The organism is Aquimarina callyspongiae (assembly GCF_034322225.1).
GTDB lineage: Bacteria > Bacteroidota > Bacteroidia > Flavobacteriales > Flavobacteriaceae > Aquimarina.
Genome location: NZ_JAXLPA010000004.1, coordinates 673,247 through 694,192 on the forward strand (window position 1 = coordinate 673,247; position 20,946 = coordinate 694,192).

The 20,946-nt window shown below is 32.7% G+C and carries 15 protein-coding genes; 10 read left to right on the forward strand and 5 right to left on the reverse strand.

Going from position 1 to position 20,946, the window contains the following annotated elements; genetic code table 11:
- Positions 1-226 precede the first annotated feature (226 nt).
- The 4 genes from U0D62_RS19610 (at position 227) to lptB (ending at position 3,193) form a co-directional block, all read left to right on the forward strand.
- A complete protein-coding gene (locus tag U0D62_RS19610; protein ID WP_322289031.1) occupies positions 227-1,192 on the forward strand; it encodes a KpsF/GutQ family sugar-phosphate isomerase in 966 nt (321 codons plus the stop codon).
- Positions 1,192-2,028: a twin-arginine translocase subunit TatC gene (tatC, locus tag U0D62_RS19615; protein WP_322289032.1), complete on the forward strand. Its 837-nt coding sequence runs from the start codon at positions 1,192-1,194 to the stop codon at positions 2,026-2,028. Before U0D62_RS19610 ends, tatC begins: the two co-directional genes overlap by 1 nt.
- The gene (locus U0D62_RS19620; RefSeq protein ID WP_322289033.1) at positions 2,025-2,375 is read left to right on the forward strand and encodes a carboxymuconolactone decarboxylase family protein; all 351 of its coding nucleotides are present in this window, start codon (positions 2,025-2,027) and stop codon (positions 2,373-2,375) included. The genes tatC and U0D62_RS19620 overlap by 4 nt, the downstream gene beginning before the upstream one ends.
- A gap of 77 nt (positions 2,376-2,452) precedes the next feature.
- Entirely contained in the window at positions 2,453-3,193 is a 741-nt protein-coding gene (gene lptB, locus U0D62_RS19625) for an LPS export ABC transporter ATP-binding protein (protein WP_322289034.1), read from the forward strand.
- A gap of 530 nt (positions 3,194-3,723) precedes the next feature.
- On the opposite strand, the gene U0D62_RS19630 is transcribed toward lptB, so the two are convergent.
- Positions 3,724-4,476 (reverse strand): CDP-alcohol phosphatidyltransferase family protein, encoded by a 753-nt coding sequence (locus tag U0D62_RS19630; RefSeq protein WP_322289035.1) that lies wholly within the window; start codon positions 4,474-4,476, stop codon positions 3,724-3,726.
- A gap of 127 nt (positions 4,477-4,603) precedes the next feature.
- Here U0D62_RS19630 and U0D62_RS19635 point away from each other — a divergent pair, with 127 nt between their 5' ends.
- The 4 genes from U0D62_RS19635 (at position 4,604) to U0D62_RS19650 (ending at position 10,040) form a co-directional block, all read left to right on the forward strand.
- Positions 4,604-5,695, forward strand: coding sequence for a putative type IX sorting system protein PorV2 (locus U0D62_RS19635; protein ID WP_322289036.1), 1,092 nt, complete (start codon positions 4,604-4,606; stop codon positions 5,693-5,695).
- A gap of 231 nt (positions 5,696-5,926) precedes the next feature.
- Complete coding sequence (gene lnt / locus U0D62_RS19640; RefSeq protein ID WP_322289037.1) at positions 5,927-7,507, forward strand: apolipoprotein N-acyltransferase; 1,581 nt, start codon at positions 5,927-5,929, stop codon at positions 7,505-7,507.
- 67 nt (positions 7,508-7,574) lie between these two features.
- Positions 7,575-9,443 carry an ABC-F family ATP-binding cassette domain-containing protein gene (locus U0D62_RS19645; RefSeq protein WP_322289038.1) on the forward strand — a complete coding sequence of 623 codons (1,869 nt, stop codon included), beginning with the start codon at positions 7,575-7,577 and terminating at the stop codon, positions 9,441-9,443.
- A 21-nt stretch (positions 9,444-9,464) separates the two neighbouring features.
- Entirely contained in the window at positions 9,465-10,040 is a 576-nt protein-coding gene (locus U0D62_RS19650) for a hypothetical protein (RefSeq protein ID WP_322289039.1), read from the forward strand.
- Between the two features lie 74 nt (positions 10,041-10,114).
- Here U0D62_RS19650 and U0D62_RS19655 read toward each other — a convergent pair whose 3' ends face one another.
- Entirely contained in the window at positions 10,115-10,711 is a 597-nt protein-coding gene (locus tag U0D62_RS19655) for a PAS domain-containing protein (protein ID WP_322289040.1), read from the reverse strand.
- Between the two features lie 311 nt (positions 10,712-11,022).
- On the opposite strand from U0D62_RS19655, the gene U0D62_RS19660 reads away from it, so the two are divergent.
- Together U0D62_RS19660 and U0D62_RS19665 are read left to right on the forward strand one after the other, a co-directional pair.
- A complete protein-coding gene (locus U0D62_RS19660; protein ID WP_322289041.1) occupies positions 11,023-11,709 on the forward strand; it encodes an ABC transporter ATP-binding protein in 687 nt (228 codons plus the stop codon).
- Between the two features lie 580 nt (positions 11,710-12,289).
- Positions 12,290-14,872 (forward strand): GEVED domain-containing protein, encoded by a 2,583-nt coding sequence (locus tag U0D62_RS19665; RefSeq protein ID WP_322289042.1) that lies wholly within the window; start codon positions 12,290-12,292, stop codon positions 14,870-14,872.
- 212 nt (positions 14,873-15,084) lie between these two features.
- Here the strand turns inward: U0D62_RS19665 and U0D62_RS19670 are convergent, their stop codons facing one another.
- From U0D62_RS19670 to U0D62_RS19680, 3 genes are all read right to left on the reverse strand, one after another.
- Positions 15,085-15,888: a HesA/MoeB/ThiF family protein gene (locus U0D62_RS19670; protein WP_322289043.1), complete on the reverse strand. Its 804-nt coding sequence runs from the start codon at positions 15,886-15,888 to the stop codon at positions 15,085-15,087.
- A 32-nt stretch (positions 15,889-15,920) separates the two neighbouring features.
- Positions 15,921-16,595: a hypothetical protein gene (locus tag U0D62_RS19675; protein WP_322289044.1), complete on the reverse strand. Its 675-nt coding sequence runs from the start codon at positions 16,593-16,595 to the stop codon at positions 15,921-15,923.
- A gap of 320 nt (positions 16,596-16,915) precedes the next feature.
- On the reverse strand, positions 16,916-20,602 hold the full coding sequence (locus tag U0D62_RS19680; protein WP_322289045.1) for a S8 family serine peptidase: 3,687 nt from the start codon (positions 20,600-20,602) through the stop codon (positions 16,916-16,918).
- Positions 20,603-20,946: the final 344 nt, after the last annotated feature.

Sequence of the window (20,946 nt, forward strand, 5' to 3'; positions counted from 1 at the left end):
ACTTTTATATACCAATTAAATAAAGATCTCATTATCACTAAAACCTGGTTCCCCAATACAAGTTTAGTGGATGTTTTCATTTTTAGTTTTCTACCTCCCAAATATAAACAAAGCTTAAAATATTAAGCTTTTTTTAGACGGTATTTAATATTCATAAGGTATTACATACCTTTGCATATTTAAAGATAATAAAATCTTTATTTATAACACGAAATTTTTATAAATTTTGACTACACAAGACACTATTATTTCATATGCCAAAAAAACGATCGCCGAAGAAGCACAGGCGATTGCTTATTTAGAACAACTTATTGACGATGAATTCGCCAAAGCTGTAGACACGATCCGCCATTCTAATGGTCGGGTAATCATTACAGGGATTGGGAAAAGCGCCATTATTGCATCAAAAATAGTTGCGACTATGAACTCGACAGGAACGCCTGCAGTGTTTATGCACGCAGCAGATGCAATACACGGAGATCTGGGGAATATTCTCAAAGATGATGTAGTTGTTTGCATTTCAAAAAGTGGAAATACCCCAGAAATAAAGGTGTTGGTTCCCTTAATTAAAAACTTTAACAATACTTTAATTGGTATTACATCTAATAAGGAGTCTTTTCTTGGAAAAGAAGCTGATTATGTTTTACACGCTTATGTAGAAAAAGAAGCATGCCCTAATAATCTCGCTCCTACCACAAGTACAACTGCACAATTGGTTATGGGTGATGCTCTGGCCGTTTGTTTATTGCATTTAAAAGGTTTCTCCAGCAAAGATTTTGCAAAATATCATCCCGGCGGAGCACTAGGAAAAAAATTATACCTGCGAGTAAATGACATTACTGATTCTAACGAAAAACCTCAGGTATCTCCAGGTTCTAATATTAATGAGGTCATTGTAGAGATTACAGAAAAGAGACTTGGAGCCACTGCTGTGACAAATAATGGCAGTATCCTTGGAATTATTACGGATGGAGATTTAAGACGAATGTTAACCTCAAATACTTCTTTTGATGGCTTAACAGCAAAAGATATCATGTCTCCTAACCCAAAACGTATCGATTGTGACGCTATGGCGATTGATGCTCTGGACAAGCTTGAAGAATATGGAATATCGCATTTACTTGCCGAAAAAAATGGGAAATACTCAGGCATTTTACATATTCATGATTTAATGAGAGAAGGCATTTTATAATGGGAAACACAACTAAAAAGAACCCTCAGTCCATGTCTTTTCTGGATCATCTGGAAGAGTTACGATGGCATTTAATTAGAGCTACTGTGGCTATTTTAATAGCGGGTATCGCTGCTTTTATAGCCAAAGAATTTATTTTTGATGTAATAATTTTTGGGCCAAAGAAAGCAGATTTCCCTACCTATAAAGGTCTTTGTAATATCTCAAAACTTCTTGGGCTTGATGAAAGTCTTTGTTTTAAAGAATTACCTTTTAGTGTACAAAGCAGAAAAGTAGCAGGTCAATTCTCTGTACATATCTGGACTTCTATTACTGCTGGATTTATATTAGCATTTCCATATGTATTATATGAATTCTGGAAATTTATTGCTCCGGCGATGTATGATAATGAAAGAAAATATTCTAAAGGATTTATCATCACCTGTTCATTCTTGTTTTTCTTAGGAGTTCTTTTTGGATATTATGTTATCACTCCACTATCTATCAATTTCTTAGGAGGATATCAAGTAAGTAAAGAAGTATTGAACGAATTTGACATTGATAGTTATATCGCATTGGTTAGAGCCTCTGTAATCGCATGTGGATTGATTTTTGAGCTTCCGGTTATCATGTTTTTCTTAACCAAAGTTGGATTGGTCACTCCAGAATTCTTAAAAAAATATCGCAAATATGCATTGGTAGTTGTATTAATACTTTCTGCAGTAATTACTCCACCGGATATTGCAAGTCAGGTGATTGTAGCAATTCCTATTTTAATACTTTATGAAGTAAGTATAGTTATTTCCAAAATTGTAATCAAAAGACAAAATAAAAAACTAAAAGACCTCGCAAAATGAGCAATATAGTTGATGAATTTAATGCGTATAGAGAAAAAATGAACTCACGCATTCTTGAAGATAATAATAAAATTATCAAAAGAATTTTTAACCTGGACACGAATGCATATATGGAAGGTGCCCTGGATATTAAAACAAAAGAATTATTAGGGTTAGTGGCATCTGCTGTTTTACGCTGTGATGATTGTGTGCGTTATCATTTGGAAACCTGTTATAAAGAAGGGTTACAAAAACAAGAAGTAGTTGAAGCATTAAGCATAGCAACACTTGTAGGAGGAACTATTGTGATTCCTCATCTGCGAAGAGCTTACGAATTTTGGGATGCTCTAGAAGCAAATGCTTCCTAGGTTATAGGTTAAAAAGAATCATGTAAATTTACCGGCGCATTCTAGCAACACTCAATAAATAAAGAAGTCATTCTGATATGCAGTTAAAAGCAGATAATTTAATAAAATCGTATAAAGGTCGTAAAGTAGTAAAAGGAATCTCTCTGGAAGTAAATCAAGGAGAAATTGTGGGTCTACTAGGACCAAATGGAGCTGGAAAAACTACTTCTTTTTATATGATCGTTGGTTTGGTAAAACCTAATGGTGGCCAAATCACCCTGGATAATACAGATATTACCAAATTCCCAATGTACAAACGTGCTCAGAATGGTATTGGTTATTTAGCACAGGAAGCTTCGGTTTTTAGAAAATTGAGTATCGAAGACAATATCCTTAGTGTATTACAGCTCACCAAACTTTCTAAGAAAGAGCAATTACATAAAATGGAGTCCTTAATCGAAGAATTTGGTCTTGGGCATATCAGAAAAAATCGTGGTGATCTATTAAGTGGTGGTGAGCGTCGTCGTACCGAGATAGCAAGAGCTTTGGCAACAGATCCTAATTTTATACTTCTGGATGAACCATTTGCAGGAGTAGACCCTGTTGCTGTAGAAGATATCCAGCGTATCGTTGCTCAACTTAAAAATAAAAATATCGGTATACTCATTACCGATCATAATGTACAAGAGACACTTGCTATTACTGACAGAACATATCTTATGTTTGAAGGAAGTATTCTAAAAGCAGGAATTCCAGAAGAACTGGCAGAAGATGAAATGGTTAGAAAAGTATATTTAGGTCAAAATTTTGAACTTAGAAAAAAGAAATTAGATTTTTAAGTACATCATTGAAAACCTAACTTTCAGGCAACAATTAGTCAATAGATAAGTTTTCCTTTGTATTTTTTCAGAGAGTGATTTTTATTTCTCCCTATTTTCAGGGGTATAAAATAATATCGGATTGATACATATTTGATACTTTTCAAGAAAAAACTGAATTTAGATAAAGGTAAAAATTCCCCTTTTTCGTAATATAATAATTCTTCTAGTAATCTACATTAACCTAGTTAAATTATAGAGTAAAGATATATCTTTAAAACATCTAATAAATTAAAACTTAAAACCATGTTACAAAGAATTTTAGATTTAAAAGATGTTCAAGTATTGGAAAAGAAAGAGCAGGAAAAAGTTTATGCGGGGCATTACTTTATTGATTGTCGTTACAGTCATAACTGGCAACACCCTTGTTGTATTAACCCTCAATTATGTCTGCCATAATTTTAAAAACAATAGTAAGCGAGCTAGTCTCGCTTTTTTTATTCTTCTTTATTAGATAAAAACCCATTAAGTATATAATGGACTCATCCTGTCTATTCTTTTTCTACAAAAAACAATGACATTAATACATATAACAATATTGCACAAGGTATTGCTATAAATTTAAGAAGTATAATCAAAATAATAGTTAATAATAAGAAGAAGTATCGAACCTTATTCTCTGCAAACCCCCAGGTTTTGAATTTTAAGGCAAACAATCTAATTTCTGCATTTAATAAGTAACAACTTACTATAGTTAACCCAATCAAAAACCATTTATTAAGAATTAAAGCAACTACCCAATCCTCTGGCTGAAATTTAAGGATCAAAGGTAAGCTGATAATTACTAATGTATTTGCAGGTGTCGGCAACCCTATAAAAGAGGTGGTTTGACGTGTATCTATATTAAATTTTGCCAATCGATATGCTGAGGCTAAAGTAATGAACAAACCTATTAATGATATATAAGATAGATCAAAACTCGATATAATCTCATCTGCACTCCAATCGGTTGGCTGTATATAAAAAGGTTTACCAAAAACCTGCGATAATAACTGATACATTACTATTCCTGGAACCACGCCACTAGTAACCATATCTGCCAGAGAATCCAGCTGTAATCCCAATTCACTTTGTGCTTTTAAAATACGAGCGGCAAATCCATCCAGGAAATCAAATCCTATACCTGCCATTACAAAAAATGCTGCAGCAGGCAAATTATTTTGGACTGCAAAAATAACTGCTATGCATCCTGATAAAAGGTTTAAAAGAGTAATACTATTAGGAATTTGCTTTTTAAGCCACATTTGGTAAGATTTTTGTGTAAAAATAGTAAACTATTTTCGTCTATTAATAGTAGTTACACAATATGAAAAGGCAAATAAAGTTTATCATGTTGAAAAATAGTAAGATATTTGTGAAAAATTGCTACGATTGAAAAGAATAATATTTGTTTTAGTTGCTCTGGTTACCCTCATTGGTTCGGCCCAAACAACCAGAAAATATTCTAATGAATTCCTCAATATAGGTGTTGATGCAGGAGCTTTAGGTATGTCTAATGCCGTAGTAGCCACTTCTGGAGATGTTAATTCTGGATACTGGAACCCGGCAGGATTAATTAATCTCGAAGATAATCAAGCTTCATTTATGCATGCCTCATATTTTGCTAACATCGCCAATTACGATTATTTGGCTTTTGGAATGCCATTAGACGAAAAAAGTGCCATTGCTTTTTCATTAATTCGTTTTGGAGTTGATGATATCTTAGATACAACTAGTCTTGTAGATGCTGATGGTAATATTGATTATACCAGAATCAATTTATTTTCTGCAGCAGATTATGCTTTTACATTTTCATACTCCAGAAAGTTACCAATCGAAGGGTTAAGTTATGGAGCTAATGCTAAAGTAGTACGCAGAGTTATTGGTGATTTTGCATCTTCTTGGGGATTTGGTTTTGACGCTGCTCTTCAATATAAACGTAATAATTGGCAGTTCGGTATTATGGTAAGAGATATTACAACCACATTTAATGCCTGGACGATAGAAGAGTTTACCGTTGGTGATCTTAACGGTGATGGAATTCCTGATGAACAACAGATACCTCAATTAAGAGATCAGGAACTACCTGAGACTACTGAAATTACTATTCCTAAATTACAATTTGGTGCTGCCAGAAGTTTTGACTTGGGTAAAAAGTTTTCTTTAAATACTGAGTTGGATATGAATGTTCGTTTTGCAGAAACTAATGATATTATTTCTTCATCTGCAATAAGTGTGACTCCTGCTTTTGGGTTTGCTTTAGATTATTCAGAAATTGTATATCTAAGAGGTGGTGTTGGAAATTTTCAAAATATAGAGCAGTTTGATGGCTCTGATGAAGTTGGATTTCAGCCCAATTTTGGTGTAGGTTTTCAATACAAAGGAATTCAAGTAGACTATGCCTTGACAGATATTGGTGATCAAAGTGCAGCTATTTATTCTAATGTGTTTTCGATAAAAGTAGACTGGAGCGTTTTTAGGTAACATCTCTTAAAACATTACATTTTTTTATCATTCTATTTTCTGTATTGTAACGAAATAAGTTTAATTTCGTTATTAACACAGAGTACTCTTATATGAAACGAGCATTAAGAAATTTAAAAATTCCTTCATAAAAGAATGTGTTTAAAATTCTTAATGAGAGAACGAAGTGTTTGCACGCGTTCTCAATTTTATAATTAGTTTATTACTAAATGATTAATAAAATTTAAACGTGTGAAAAACCTATTATTTGCAATACTTACGGGCTTATTACTTTCTATCAGCTGGCCTACTTACGGTTTTCCTTTATTTCTATTTTTTGGTTTTATTCCTCTCTTAATTGCTGAATATAAAATACGCCATACTAAATATCATATCATTAAAGTATTTGGATTAGCATTTCTTGCCTTTTTTATATGGAATATGATCACTACCTGGTGGATCTATAATTCTTCTGCCTTTGGGATGTGGTTTGCAGAAATAACAAATACGGCATTAATGGCCATTGTATTTTTAGTATATCATATTATTGCTAGAAAAGCTTCATTTTTAATTGGATCTCTTTTTCTGGTATGTCTATGGATAAGTTTTGAATATTTACATCTTCAATGGCAGATTTCGTGGCCTTGGCTTAATCTAGGTAATGGTTTTGCAAATTATACTTCCTGGATTCAATGGTATGAATACACTGGTACTTTTGGAGGCACACTATGGATTTGGATTGTAAATATTGGGGTTTTTAAAAGTATCCTACTATTTATGGAACATAAAGACAAAACAATTTTATACCGATCTGCACTACGCAATGCAAGTATTATCATTATACCTATTATATTATCTGTAATTATACTAAAAACATATACTGAAAAAGGTAAAGATGTTGAAGTAATTATGTTACAACCTAATATCAATCCATATACAGAAAAATATAACACTTCTGATGATCGTGTAGGACGATTACTTGATTCTCTGACCAATACCGTAATTACTTCGCAAACAGATTTTGTTATTGCTCCTGAGACCGTTTTTGCGGATAATAACAGGTTAAACAATTTTAAGAATTCAATTGCCAAAAAAACAGCCTGGAAGATTGTTAATGAGTATCCACAAACTCATTTTCTATCTGGTATCTCATTAATCGATGTTTTTAACGACCCATCCAGAATGCGTCCTCAGACCAATATTTATAAAAAGAATATTTTTTATGATGATTATAATTCTGCCTTTTTTGTTCGTCCCGACGCAACGGATGAGTTATACCATAAAAGTAAACTCGTTGTTGGCGTTGAGAATTTTCCATATCAGAGTGTTTTAAAGCCTATTCTTGGTGATGTTATGATCGATCTGGGAGGAACGGTTGCAAAAAAGACTACACAAGAAGATCGCGAAGTATTTTTTACTAAAGATAGTATTGGCGTTGCTCCTATCATTTGTTATGAAAGTGTATATGGCGAATATGTGACTGGGTACGTAAGAAATCAAGCTCATTTTTTATCTATTATTACGAATGATGCCTGGTGGGGAAACACTCAAGGACATAGACAGCACCTCGCCTATGCAAAGCTAAGAGCCATCGAAACCAGAAGAAGCATCGCTCGAAGTGCAAATACAGGGATCTCAGCAATCATCGATCAGACAGGAAACATTGTTTCTTCTCTTGGATATGAAAAACAAGGAGCTCTCATAGGAAACTTAAAAACTAATGACAAAATTACTTTTTATGTAAAAGCTGGAGATTACATTGCTCGAATCTCTATTTTCTTAATGATCTTTATCTTTTTGTTTTCAATTACCCGACGCAGAAATAAAGTTTAGTTGAATTTACAAAAGTACCTACATTGTTACTTCACAACTTTGTACCTTTGCAACTTTAGAAAAAATTGTGAATTACGTATCAGTAGAAAATATAGCCAAATCTTTTGGAGAACGTGTTTTATTTAAAGACATATCTTTTGGGATTAATGAAGGGCAAAAAGTAGGATTTGTAGCAAAAAACGGAACAGGGAAAACTTCACTTCTTAACATTATCGCAGGTGATGAAGAGCCCGATGAAGGTCAGGTGGTGTATCGTAAAAACCTAAAAGTAGCTTTTCTTCCTCAAGAACCGAATCTCGATCCTAAGTTAACGATTGAGCAAACTATTTTTGCTTCAGACAATGAGACTTTAAAAGTAATTAATCGTTACGAAAAAGCATTACAAAACCCAGATGATTCTGAAGAGTATCAAAAAGCTTTTGAGCAAATGGATGCGATAAATGCCTGGGATTTTGAAACGCAATACAAGCAAATACTTTTTAAACTTAAATTAGAAGATCTTAGTAAAAAAGTAGATCAGTTATCTGGAGGTCAAAAGAAAAGGCTTGCTTTGGCCAATATATTATTAAGCAAACCCGATTTATTATATCTCGATGAACCTACCAACCACCTGGATCTCGAAATGATTGAGTGGTTAGAAGATTACTTTGCCAAAGAGAATTTCACTCTATTTATGGTTACGCATGATCGCTATTTTTTAGAAAATGTGTGTAACGAAATTGTAGAACTCGAGAATGGTAAATTATACAGTTACAAAGGTAACTATGCTTACTATCTTGATAATAAAGAAGCGAGAATCAGTAATGAACAAATCGCTACTGATAAAGCAAAACAGCTCTATAAAAAAGAATTAGATTGGATGCGTCGCCAACCCAAAGCACGTACTACCAAATCTAAATCCAGAATTGATGATTTTTATGAAATCAAAGAACGAGCTCATAAACGAAGAAATGATCACGAAGTACAATTAGAAATTAATATGGAGCGATTAGGAAGTAAAATTCTGGAGCTACATAAAATTTCTAAAAGTTTTGAAGACTTATTACTACTAGATAAGTATGAGTATGTTTTCAAAAAGGGAGAACGAATAGGTATCATAGGTAAAAATGGGACCGGTAAATCTACTTTTTTAAATATGATCACAGGTTCTATTACTCCCGATCAAGGAAAAATAGTTATTGGTGATACGGTAAAATTTGGATATTATACCCAAAGAGGGATTACCATAAAAGAAGGACAAAAGGTAATTGAGGTAATACGTGAGTTTGGAGATTATATTCCTTTAAAGAAAGGAAGACAAATCTCTGCGCAACAATTGCTGGAACGTTTTTTATTTGATCGTAAAAAGCAATATGATTTTGTCGAAAAACTAAGTGGTGGTGAGCGTAAAAGACTTTATTTATGTACCGTATTGATTCAAAATCCTAATTTTTTAATTCTGGATGAACCTACCAATGACTTAGATATAGTTACACTTAATGTTTTAGAAAACTTTTTACTGGATTTTCCTGGGTGTCTTATGGTGGTTTCTCACGATCGTTATTTTATGGATAAAATTGTTGATCACCTATTCGTTTTTAGAGGTAATGGTGTTATACAAGATTTTCCTGGAAATTATACGGATTATCGAGTTTATGAAAGCAGTAAAGAGCCTGAAGCTCCTAAAGTTGAAAATATAGAAGCTAAGACCAAGAAAACCTGGAAAAAGGATAATAAAGCTGGCCTTTCTTATAACGAGCAAAAAGAATATAATAGAATAGAACGTGATCTAAAAAAATTAGAACTCAAGAAAAAAGAAATTGAAGCTCTTTTTGTTGAAGGTAATCTAGATGGTGATAAAATCAATGAAGAATCTCAAAAGCTACAAAAAATCATTGCTGAGATCGAAGAAAATGAAATGCGTTGGTTCGAATTATCTGAAAAACTTGAATCATAAAACATAGCGATTCACCTTAAGATGTTCTTTAAATTTATAGCATATATAAAATTTCTTACCAAATCTACAAATCAACACGGAGTACACTCTCCTTTTGTATACAACTTGGTAACAAAGTGTTTTTATAATAAAGAAAAAAAAACCTCTTCTCCATCTATTATTTCAATAGTAAAACAAAATAAACCATTTCCTGTAACTTTAAGAATTGCCAAGCTTTTAAACCGTTTGATTCCATATCTAGATTGTAAGACGGTCTTGGTTCTCGGAGATTCTTACGATACAATACATCAAATCTTAGCTAAAGAAAATACTATTTCTATTACAAATGCTATAGAAAACTGTTCGCATTATGATCTTATTTATCTCGACATCCTTACTTTAAATGAAAGCTTAGATTTCTTTAAAAAAATACTAGCAAAGACGCATAATGATACTGTTATTATCATAAATTCTTTATATGAATCTAATGATACTCTTAAGGTTTGGGAGAAAATAAAATTGCTCTCTTCAATAAAAGTAACTATTGACACCTTTCATCTAGGGTTCGTTTTTTTAAGAAAAGAACAGGTAAAAGAACATTTTACTATTCGGCTATAGATGCAGAGATTAAAAATCATTCTTGCTATTTAACCTCTGCACATATAAGATTATAAAAAACTATTCATTAAATTTTATTTAAACATTCTAACAAAAAGTCCTTTTCTTTTATAGTATTGTAAATCTTTCATATCATTCGTTTTCTCTTTATGAAGAAAGCATATTTCTTCTATGAATTCATCATATGTTTTTCCTTTTTCTTCTAAATATCCAACCAGGTATTTTTCTGACACTTCTATTCCACCTGCTTGTTCGATGGATAATAATTTCTGGTATAAATCTTTGATTATAGCGATCGTTGCTCTAGGCGGTGTCTTTCTCCTTCCAAAAAGTGATTTTATTTCACCCTGATCGTTCAATTTTACTTCAAAGTCAGTAATTACCCAATAATACCTTCCATCTTTAGCGAGGTTCTTAACAACTGCATGTATATTTTCTTTACTTTTTAAACGTTTCCATAGCCATTTAAAAATTACTTTAGGCATATCAGGATGTCTGATTAAGTTATGGGGCTGACCTATGAGTTCATATTCTTCATATCCGCTAATCTCCATAAAATAATCATTTGCATACTCAATGACTCCTTTAGGATCGGTTTTACTCATTATAGTTTGTTCTGGATCTAACACAATCTCTTCATTAACAGGAGTAGGTCGCTTAAGTGCTTTCATATTTATTATTTTGGTTAAAACTGAAGTAAAATTAATTCTCTATATCTCTGCAAAAAATGACAACTATCATTGTTTTCTACTTCTTATTGTAAATACCAAAGGGTTCAAAGACTTAAAAACCTCAATAAAAATGAGGCTTCCCGATAATTTTATTTTAAAAATTAAAGACCATTAACAACACTCAATATCAAACTCGCATTTTTTAATAATAAATTATTTCAAGTATTTTATTTTTTTGCTTGTAACAACTTTTACATTGATGCGTCATATAGACTAAAATCGTATATTCACCATACCTTAAAGGTCATCATATGGGAAATGTTATAGAAATCAGAGGCATTGTCAGAAATTTTCAACTGGGTCAAGAAACAGTTTATGTTTTAAAAGGTATTGATCTGGATATTGTAAGAGGAGATTATCTGGCTATTATGGGACCATCTGGCTCTGGTAAATCTACACTTATGAATCTTTTAGGATGTCTTGATACACCAACAGCTGGAAGTTATAACCTTAACGGAAATGATGTAAGTCAAATGACGGATAATGAACTAGCAGATATCCGAAATCGAGAGATTGGATTTGTATTCCAAACCTTTAATTTATTACCTAGAACCACAGCCTTGGATAATGTGGCACTTCCTATGGTATATGCAGGAACTTCTAAAAAAGATAGAGTTGCTAGAGCTGAAGAAGTACTAACTGATGTTGGTCTTGCTGACCGTATGGATCATAAACCTAATCAGCTTTCGGGAGGCCAACGACAACGTGTAGCAGTGGGACGCGCTTTGGTAAATAAACCATCGATCATCCTAGCAGATGAGCCAACAGGAAATTTGGATTCCAAAACTTCGTTGGAAATTATGCAGTTATTAGATGATATCCATGCAGCAGGTAATACTGTAATTGTAGTAACTCATGAAGAAGAAGTGGCTGAGCATGCACACCGAGTTATCAGACTACGAGATGGGATGATTGAGAGTGATGTTAGAAATCGATAATCTTCAATATATTCTAATAAAACAGTATTGTATTAGAGACTTTCTATTTTCAAATTATTAAACGGTTTTTTATATTATACACTTTAGTAATATGGTATATAAATTTTGATTTCTTCTTCAATGCTTTATAAAGAGTTATAATCATTTCATCTACAAACTCATTATAACATCTAAGTTTTTCTTCAAAAACCTAGAGTAATTTGATTACTTAAACAGATCAAGAACTTCATTTAAAATTTTATAAAAATAATCGTATTTCAAATATGCATCTTTAGATGTAATACTCTTTTGCCATTTGGATTATTTAAGTGAATTTTCCCCATATCGTTTTGGTAATTATTCCCGTAATAATATCCTATTAAGCAAAAAGCAACAAATAACTAATTAAATGGTTAAAATTCAATCACTTTACATAGTGTCAAAACCCTAAATTTAACACTGATAAAAGCAATAAAAAACTTTTAAAACCATACATAACACATACTTCTTTATAAGATAAATATTCATTCTAAACATCACCAGAATATTTTTATCAATCTTTCGCCATAACGAACACAAATTAACATAAACTCATAAAACCATGAAAAAAATTACTCTTAAGTGTTTACAGATTATTATGATCATTGGCTTATTTAATATTCAATTGAATGCCCAAGAAATTATAAGAGGTCCATATCTCCAGCAAGGAAGCCCAACAAGTATTATTATAAAATGGAGGACAGATGTTGCCGAAAACTCTAGAGTGCAGTTTGGAAACAGTACCGATAATTTAATTCATACGGCTCAGGATGCGGCTGTGACAACAGAACATGAAGTATTGATATCTGGATTAAATTCAGATACTAAATATTACTACAAGGTAGGATCTCAATCTAATTTGTATGATGGAAGACTAAATCAGTTTTTTAAAACGGCTCCTAATTATGAATCACAAGAAGCTTTTAGAACTTGGATTTTAGGAGATCCAGGAACTCAAAATGATCGTCAGCGTGCGGTGCGAGATGGGTTTTTAACTTTCTCAAACAATACATCACCAGACCTAATGTTATTATTAGGTGATAATGCTTATGATTATGGTACAGATGAGCAATATCAAGCAGCATTATTCGAAAATATGTATGAAAACATATTGGTTAATACGCACCTATGGTCAAGTACAGGAAACCACGATCTCTTATACGGTTATGAAGATATCTATTATTCTATTTTTTCGTTTCCTACCAATGGAGAGATGAGAGGTACTCCTTCTGGTAAAGAAGGTTATTATTCTTTTGATTATGCTAATGTTCATTTTGTAACTATCGAATCCTCTGATGAAGACAAAAGCTCTAATGGAGTTATGGCAAACTGGTTACGCCAAGATTTACAAAATACCAACCAGGATTGGATTGTTGCCTATTTTCACCACCCTATGTATAGCAATGGACACGATACTGATGATGAAGGTGATCTAGTAGAGTTACGAGAAAGTTTTGCTCCTATTTTAGAAGAATATGGAGTTGACTTGGTTGTATACGGTCATAGCCATAGATACGAAAGAACTGGATTAATTAAAGGTCATTACGGACTCTCAAACACTTGGAACCCAAATACAATGGCTATAGATGATGGAATGGGGCAAGAAAATAATGGAGGTGCTTATAACAAAACCACTAAGGATGGTACCGTTTATGTTACTACTGGTAATGCAGGAAAAAGAGGAAGCACTTCTGAAGGAAAACCTGTACATAAGTTTGTATATTCCAGTCTTGGATCAGGAGTATTGGATATTAAGGGTAAAAGGCTTGATTACAAGCAACTGGATAGAGATGGTGCTGTAATTGATTATTTTACTATTCGTAAAGATAATTTTACTGATCCTGACCCAGATCCATCAATACAAACGATAACATTATCGATTGACAATGGTAATGATGATGTAGAAGAAGGACCTAATGGAAATTTAAACCTAAACAGTAGTGATCTTGAATTAGTTTATGATCATTCCTCATTACAGGTAGTAGGACTTCGTTTCAATTCTGTAGAATTACCTAAAAATGCAACTATAGAAAGTGCTTATATTCAATTTACTGCAGATGAATCTAATTCTACTGATTCAGAACTGGAGATCTCGCTACACAATCATGCTAATTCTCCTGCTTTTTCAACCTCTAATCTGGTATCTACCCGAAGTTCTTTTTCTGAAAAAATAGTATGGACTCCTGGTGCCTGGTCTAGTGATCAAGCTTCATCGGATCAAAAAACTCCAGATCTTAAACAAATGATACAGCTCTTAATAGACAGGAATGATTGGGTATCAGGAAATAGCTTGAGTTTTATTATTCGAGGAAAGGGTTCCAGTCTAACAGATACTAATGCAAAAAGGGTTGCTGACTCTTATGAAGGAGACGCTACTAAGGCAGCTAAACTTACTGTAACTTACAAAACTGGTTCTGATCCTGATCCAGTTTCATATTGCTCTTCAAACAGTAACAATACAACTTACGAATACATCCAAAGGGTTCAAATACAAAATATAGATAATCCATCCGAAGCTTCAACTAATGGGTATAGTGATTATACTGACCTACAAATAACTCTAAGTACAGAAAATACGATCACGATAACACCTAATTGGCCTCGTGGCACCTCATACCCCGAAGGGTATTCGGTTTGGATCGATTACAACCGAGATGGTGATTTTAATGATAATAATGAACAGGTTTTCTCTCAAGAAGCAACCAAAAACACTCCGGTATCAGGTACTTTTAACATTCCACAAGGAGCTGGTACTGGCGCAACCAGAATGAGAGTATCTATGGAGTATAAATCTATTCCTGATAGCTGTGATGATATTGGATATGGTGAAGTAGAGGACTATACTGTTATAATTTCTGGTGACGGAAAATCATTATCATTCCCTTCTTTTCAAAATACAATGATAATTTCTCCTAACCCAGTTAAAGGAGATACATCTATACGTATTTCTTTTTCTAATGCAAAAAAGAAAAATCATACTTATACCATTATAAATTTATTAGGTCAAGAAGTAATGAGTGGTACTTTAAATACTGAACAAATTATTCCGATACACTCATTGCAAAAAGGCATGTATATTATTGAACTTAAAAACTCTGGAGCATCCTCTAAAAATAGTTTTACTAAAAGATTTATTATAGAATAGTATTCTGGTCTAAAGGGATACAAATTATTCTAACATTTAGAAGACCAGAAGTATTAAAACACATAATCAATATAAAATTTAAACAATATTTATGATTCATTTTGTTCGTTTTAAATTTTATTATCAAAAAGACTATCTAAATAACTTGTGTGACACTCAAGTTATTTAGATAGTCTGATTACAATTGATGGATGTATTGAATATTCAATATCTTATCTAGTAGATAAAAAATAAGGTTCTGGAAAAGTCTTTACTTCTAAGTTATTAACCAAGCAAAATAAAATATTACTAACCAAAGCAGCTGCCAAGTGAGATCCTACAACCAATTGTGGAGGGGTTATTTTAGTAGAATTCTTTTTATACGATTCAAAAAAATCGTAAAACCACCTCAAATCCATATCTTTTCTTTCTTTGAGGTATTCTAGCATATTTTCGATTAATATCAACTCAAATCTTCCGTCGTTTCTTTCTACATCATAAATTTGCTCACTATCCGGAGTTACTACATAGGCTGCTCCACCCCATCCAAAATTCAAAGGATGAATCACAGAAATTCCTTTTTCTTTACATACCTCATCAAAAACAAAAGGAGTATGAGCTGTATCAAAGTCAATCGCATTGATTGCAATATCACACCCTTCTACATATTTTGAAATTGTTGAAGGTTCCAGGAATAAATGATGATATTCTATGGTGACATCCGGATTGATTTTTTTCAACCGTTTTGTAATAGCCTCAACTTTAGATTTATTAATATCTTCTACATCATAATTTTGACGATTAAGATTAGATATCTCTACCTCATCACCATCAATAAAAACAAAATTTTCAAACCCTAATCTCAAAGCAGCTTCTGCTATAACGCTTCCTAATCCTACTCCTCCAAACAGGATTTTGGTATTCTTTATTTTATCCTGCTCCTGAGCTTTAATGTATAGCACATTTTTATGATAACGTTCATCATCGTGCATCTCAGGAATCTTTTTTGTTTCTCTCTGCTCTATAACTTTATCCATTATCTTATTATTTCTAAGGCATATATTATTTATTACAATACCTCTTCTAGTTTATTTATAGTATTTTCTTTTATCCACTTTCCTATGTCTGTAATAATCACAGGATATGTAGGACTCCCAAGGCATTCTTTTAAATCACCAATAATCTGCATATTAACTCCTAGTTCTCTAAAAATCTTGTATATCAAAACATCTGATTCTGCAATTATAAGGCTATCAGGCTGTTGATTAATCACTTCAAAAGAATGTAATAGTAAATAACGAAGAACTTCTCTCGAAGTAATTGGTAATTGTTGTTTTCTAATTTCTTCAGAATTTATAGCTAGTCTTCCTAAATGCCATATTTCATTTACTTGTAGTCCTACCTTTTTTATAACATTTTCAATATCAATATTGAATTCGTACTCTATAGGAAAAAGTATCCCTTCTCTTTTGCGCGTTGCTTTAATAGTACCCAGAAGATTTTGTTGTGAACTTCTAAATCCAAAGTATACAGAATTCTTAAATTGTTCCTCATCACTTTTTCGCATATTTAGATGATCCCCTGAAGAGGGATACCAACTATATTTCTTAAAGTAATGATAAGCGTACTGTTTAAACACAAAATCTGAAAACTCAGAAAGATTTTGCTTTCCTATATTATATAAAGAAACTCCTTGATAAGAAGTTATATATACATCGGTTAATGGTTGAGTAGTATACATCATAGCAATAAAATAGTGTTCAAAACCAGAGGTTTTTTTAACTTTTTTTCATCGCCGCGAAATTACTATATCGTCAATAAAAATCCCTCACCCTAAAAGGGTGATTTTTTATTAAATTCTTTGGTTAAAGAAATCAGTTTGGGAGTATAAAAAAATTAAGGCATTACACTGAACAGTAGTCATTCAAAAGATGATTCTTTTTTAAACTATAGATTTTTACTAGTTTCTCAAACTTCTTAAACTTGAGATGAAGTTTCTATAATAAAAAAACCGCTCAAAAAGATATCTTTGAGCGGTCTTGTTATTTTATATTATATACATTACTAATGTTTGATTATCTGTAATGTTTCAGAATGTGTTTGGGTATATACTTTTACAAAATAAGCGCCTAACATTGTTATTCCTTCATCTATAACTATGTTGATGGTTCCTTTGTTATATTTTTTAGAAAAAACTTGTTCCCCTAGCATATCATATACCATAACTGTGATTTGTTCTCTTCGTAATTGAGATACATCTACTATAAATGATTCTTTAAATGGATTAGGATATACACTAATTTTACTACTTGTTTCTGATGCGTTTATTTGTTTTGTTGCTATTTCATTTGGTCTTTTTGTAAGCAAACCTTGATCAGCTGTAGTATTATAAGCATAATCTTCTATTACATATGAAGATCCATCATTTGATACGGTGGCATAAAACCAACCATAATGTGTTGCTCCATTTATTGTAAAAGTAAAACCTATATAACCTGACTTACCATTCCAGCTAGTATGCTCAGTAGAACTTACTACAAAACTATTAGAATTAGCTACAAAATTGCTAGCGGCTCCAACTTCTACTCCTTCTGCCAAGAAAGTAATGTTATTGGTTGTTCCTTCACAAACCACATCTTTTTCATAAGTTGCTAAGCGAAGTGTACCTCCAGAATACCAAGGTCCAAAACTGTTATTGTCCCCTACTTCTATTCGAAAAGGATTCCAAGTTCTTGAAGCATTCGTAATGATATCTGTATTATCTACATATACAACCGTTCCATCTCCCGCACAAGGCGCACAGGAAGATCCACCGCAATCAACTCCGGTCTCATCACCATTTTGGATACCATCAGTACAGCTAGGGGCTACTCCATCTTCAATAGAAATTGTATAATCTTCTACTTCACCATACTGAATATTAGTACAAGCATTATCACCATCATTAGTATTATAACCTAATACCACACGCATTCTAGTATTACCATTACTGGCAGTATTTGGAATAGCAATAGTTACACTACGAGAAGTACCAGTACCAGTTCCTTCAAACTTTTCACCAGCATCTGTAAAATCACCATCTTGGTTCCAGTCAATCCATACATATACTTCGTTATCGTTACCACCAGACCATCCATGGAATGTTACTGTCATGTTTTCTGAAGTTCCTTTAGAAACGTTAGCGACATTATCAGTATAATCATGGTATCCGGTAGTCGTATCAGAAGAGGCTTTATTAATTCCAGCAAAAGTTACATTGGTAATATTATCATCATTGCTATTATTACCTTTCATATCGCAATATGTAACTGTTGGGGTATCATTATCAATAATGGTTACTTTTCCTTGCATAAAATATGGGAAACCAAATACAGGATGATATCCGTATATCATTTCAATAAAAAACTCTTCATCTCCTTCTACTTCCTGATCATCTTTGATAATAGGGATTGCTATTGTTTTTTCTATTTCACCCTTTTCAAAAGTAATAGATTTAGCACCTTCAGTAATCTTTTCATAATCCTCTGATGATTTTGCTGACCCATCACGGGTAACGTAGGTAAACGTTTGAGCTTCTTCGGCTGTATATGCTTCAAGTACGGTAAATGTTACATTCACTATACTTTCATTTTCATTTACAAAAGCATCTTGAGGTCCGAAAGGCTTTTTATTTTCCTCTAACGTATACTCTATGTTAAATAGATCATCTGTTAGTGAACAACTTCCTTCTGACTCATTGATTCGTAAAATATTCGTTTGAAAAACAGCTTCTAATGCATGTTCATCACCTTCTAATAAAATACGGTCTTTAAATGCCAAATACTTTCCGCTAACTGGGATGTCCAATAGTGATGCGAAAACAAAACTAAAGTTCCCGTTTTTACCAAAAGTATAATGACTAGGAAGTCCATATTCATTATTACCATAGAAATTTATGTTATCCAGATTTTCGCCACACACAACATTACAGCCAGCAGTTTCAAACCTATACTCATATACTTTATTACAAGAAAGCGATATTTGTACTATATAATTAGAACAGCTATCCAGGTTATTTAAAACCAATTCACGATCAGTAAACTCAATAGATGGCCCATAACTGTTATCTGATTCTTTTTTTAATCTTGCTGAAAAACTCTCAGAAACACCATTAAGTAAGTACAATTTAATAGATGAAGCATCTCCATAATCGTAAACAACTTTAACCTCTGTTGGTAGCACACAGGTAGCTATTTGACAAGGTTCACAATTGGTACCTCCGCAATCGATACCTTCTTCATCACCATTTTGAATACCATCATTACAAGAAGGGATATTTTGTCCAAGGTGATTAAGTAATGCATCTGCTTTTATCAGTCCATGCCCATATTCATCATCTCTATCAGCTTCTCCTAAATCTTTAGTCGTGGCATATAATGCATCTGTAAGCTCTTGAGCAGTTAATTCTGGATGTTCAGAAAGTGCCAGTGCTAAAACTCCGCTTACCACAGGACAAGCTGCCGAAGTTCCTGAAAAAGTGTTGGTTGTAGCCCCTGAATCATATCCAAAATCTCCAAATCTATCTAAAGTTCTTACTTGAGCTGTTTCTTTCTTATCTCCCCCTGATGGAGCTACCACATCCAGCTTGGGTCCATAGTTAGAATAGAAAGATCTTTTACCTTGATGGTTTACAGCTCCTACAGAAATAACACTCTCTAAGTTTGATGGATAACCAACTGTTCCTCTACTATCGTTACCCGAAGCAAATACTACCAAAGCTCCTTTACCATTTCTACCATCTTTGCTTGCAGCATTAATCGCATCATTTAATACAGGAAAGTCAAAATCTGAACTTCTATAACCCCAGGAATTAGAAATGATGCCAGCTCCTTGGTTAATTGCATAGTAATATGCTGCTGCAATATCAGAAGCAGTTGTACCTGATGTAAAAATATTTATCGGAAGTATTTTTACATTAGGGGCTATTCCTGCAATATCTCTATTATTATGTGAAGCAGCTATAATTCCTGCACAAGATTGTCCGTGGTTTCCATTATCGTTAGGACGTCCATTACCTTCTCCTGTAGCGTTGTACCCTTGCAATACTCTTGTATTTCCGTTATTATCTTGTAAGTCTGGATGAGATTCTACTCCATCATCCATAACTGCTACAATGACATCACTTCCTTTTGTATAACTCCAAGCTTCTGGGGCATTAATATCAATATCAACTACTCCTTGAAAACCATCGATTTCTTGTCCTGTATTATGTAGTTGAAACTGCTCTGCATAAAGAGGATCAGTAGTATTATTAAGTACAATTTCGGCTTGAATATCTGGATGTGAATACTCAACTTTATTGGTTTCGTAAATCTCATTTGATGCTTCAAAAACTAAATCAGAAGGTAATTCTATTAAATAATAGCCATTTTGTAATCTTTCGTTTTTAGCATTGTATTTATTTAATACAGATCTTAATTCTTGTAAAGAAACATCTTTTTTTAATTTAAAAATTATTTTGTTTGTTGGATACAGTGTTGCACCACTAGCTGATTTGTAACCTGGTTGAATAAACTCTGGAGTAGAGCCAAGTTCGCTTTGCATCTGGTTTTTATCTTTATTTTTATGGATTTCTTTCTTCCCGGATCTCATTTGTACCAAAGAAGAATTAGTTTCTGTTAAATAAATCTTTTGTCCATTTGATCCGTAATAAAAGTTAGTTGTTGTTTTATCCTGTGCATATGTAGATACACAAAACAATAAAGCACTCATAACACATGCTTTTTTTAAAATGTTACTAAATAATAGCATTTTACAATTTGATTTTTTTGAATACATTTTTAGATTAGGTTTTAAAATAGTTTTCTTTTAGCCACTTTAAATTAAGCCGGCAAAAATAGAGTTGCTAAACTTTGAAAAAAGGAAGTATTGGCAATATTCAGGGAATATCGACCCAATATTCTGGGAATATTGACCAAATCATATTAAAAAACAGTATCTATCCTTAGTTAAATGAAGTCATTTTATTTTTTCAATTTCTGTATTAGGGATAAAAAAGTGTAAGCAGGAAAAAAGAGAAAAAATCTAACTAAACAGGAATCGGTAAGATTCAAATT

Excerpts from the sequence above, each read along its gene's own strand:
- tatC (WP_322289032.1), top strand. The coding sequence starts at position 1,192 with ATGGGAAACACAACTAAAAAGAACCCTCAGTCCATGTCTTTTCTGGAT.
- U0D62_RS19620 (WP_322289033.1), top strand. The coding sequence starts at position 2,025 with ATGAGCAATATAGTTGATGAATTTAATGCGTATAGAGAAAAAATGAAC.
- lptB (WP_322289034.1), top strand. The coding sequence starts at position 2,453 with ATGCAGTTAAAAGCAGATAATTTAATAAAATCGTATAAAGGTCGTAAA.
- U0D62_RS19630 (WP_322289035.1), bottom strand. The coding sequence starts at position 4,476 with ATGTGGCTTAAAAAGCAAATTCCTAATAGTATTACTCTTTTAAACCTT.
- U0D62_RS19650 (WP_322289039.1), top strand. The coding sequence starts at position 9,465 with ATGTTCTTTAAATTTATAGCATATATAAAATTTCTTACCAAATCTACA.
- U0D62_RS19655 (WP_322289040.1), bottom strand. The coding sequence starts at position 10,711 with ATGAAAGCACTTAAGCGACCTACTCCTGTTAATGAAGAGATTGTGTTA.
- U0D62_RS19660 (WP_322289041.1), top strand. The coding sequence starts at position 11,023 with ATGGGAAATGTTATAGAAATCAGAGGCATTGTCAGAAATTTTCAACTG.
- U0D62_RS19665 (WP_322289042.1), top strand. The coding sequence starts at position 12,290 with ATGAAAAAAATTACTCTTAAGTGTTTACAGATTATTATGATCATTGGC.
- U0D62_RS19670 (WP_322289043.1), bottom strand. The coding sequence starts at position 15,888 with ATGGATAAAGTTATAGAGCAGAGAGAAACAAAAAAGATTCCTGAGATG.
- U0D62_RS19675 (WP_322289044.1), bottom strand. The coding sequence starts at position 16,595 with ATGATGTATACTACTCAACCATTAACCGATGTATATATAACTTCTTAT.
- U0D62_RS19680 (WP_322289045.1), bottom strand. The coding sequence starts at position 20,602 with ATGAGTGCTTTATTGTTTTGTGTATCTACATATGCACAGGATAAAACA.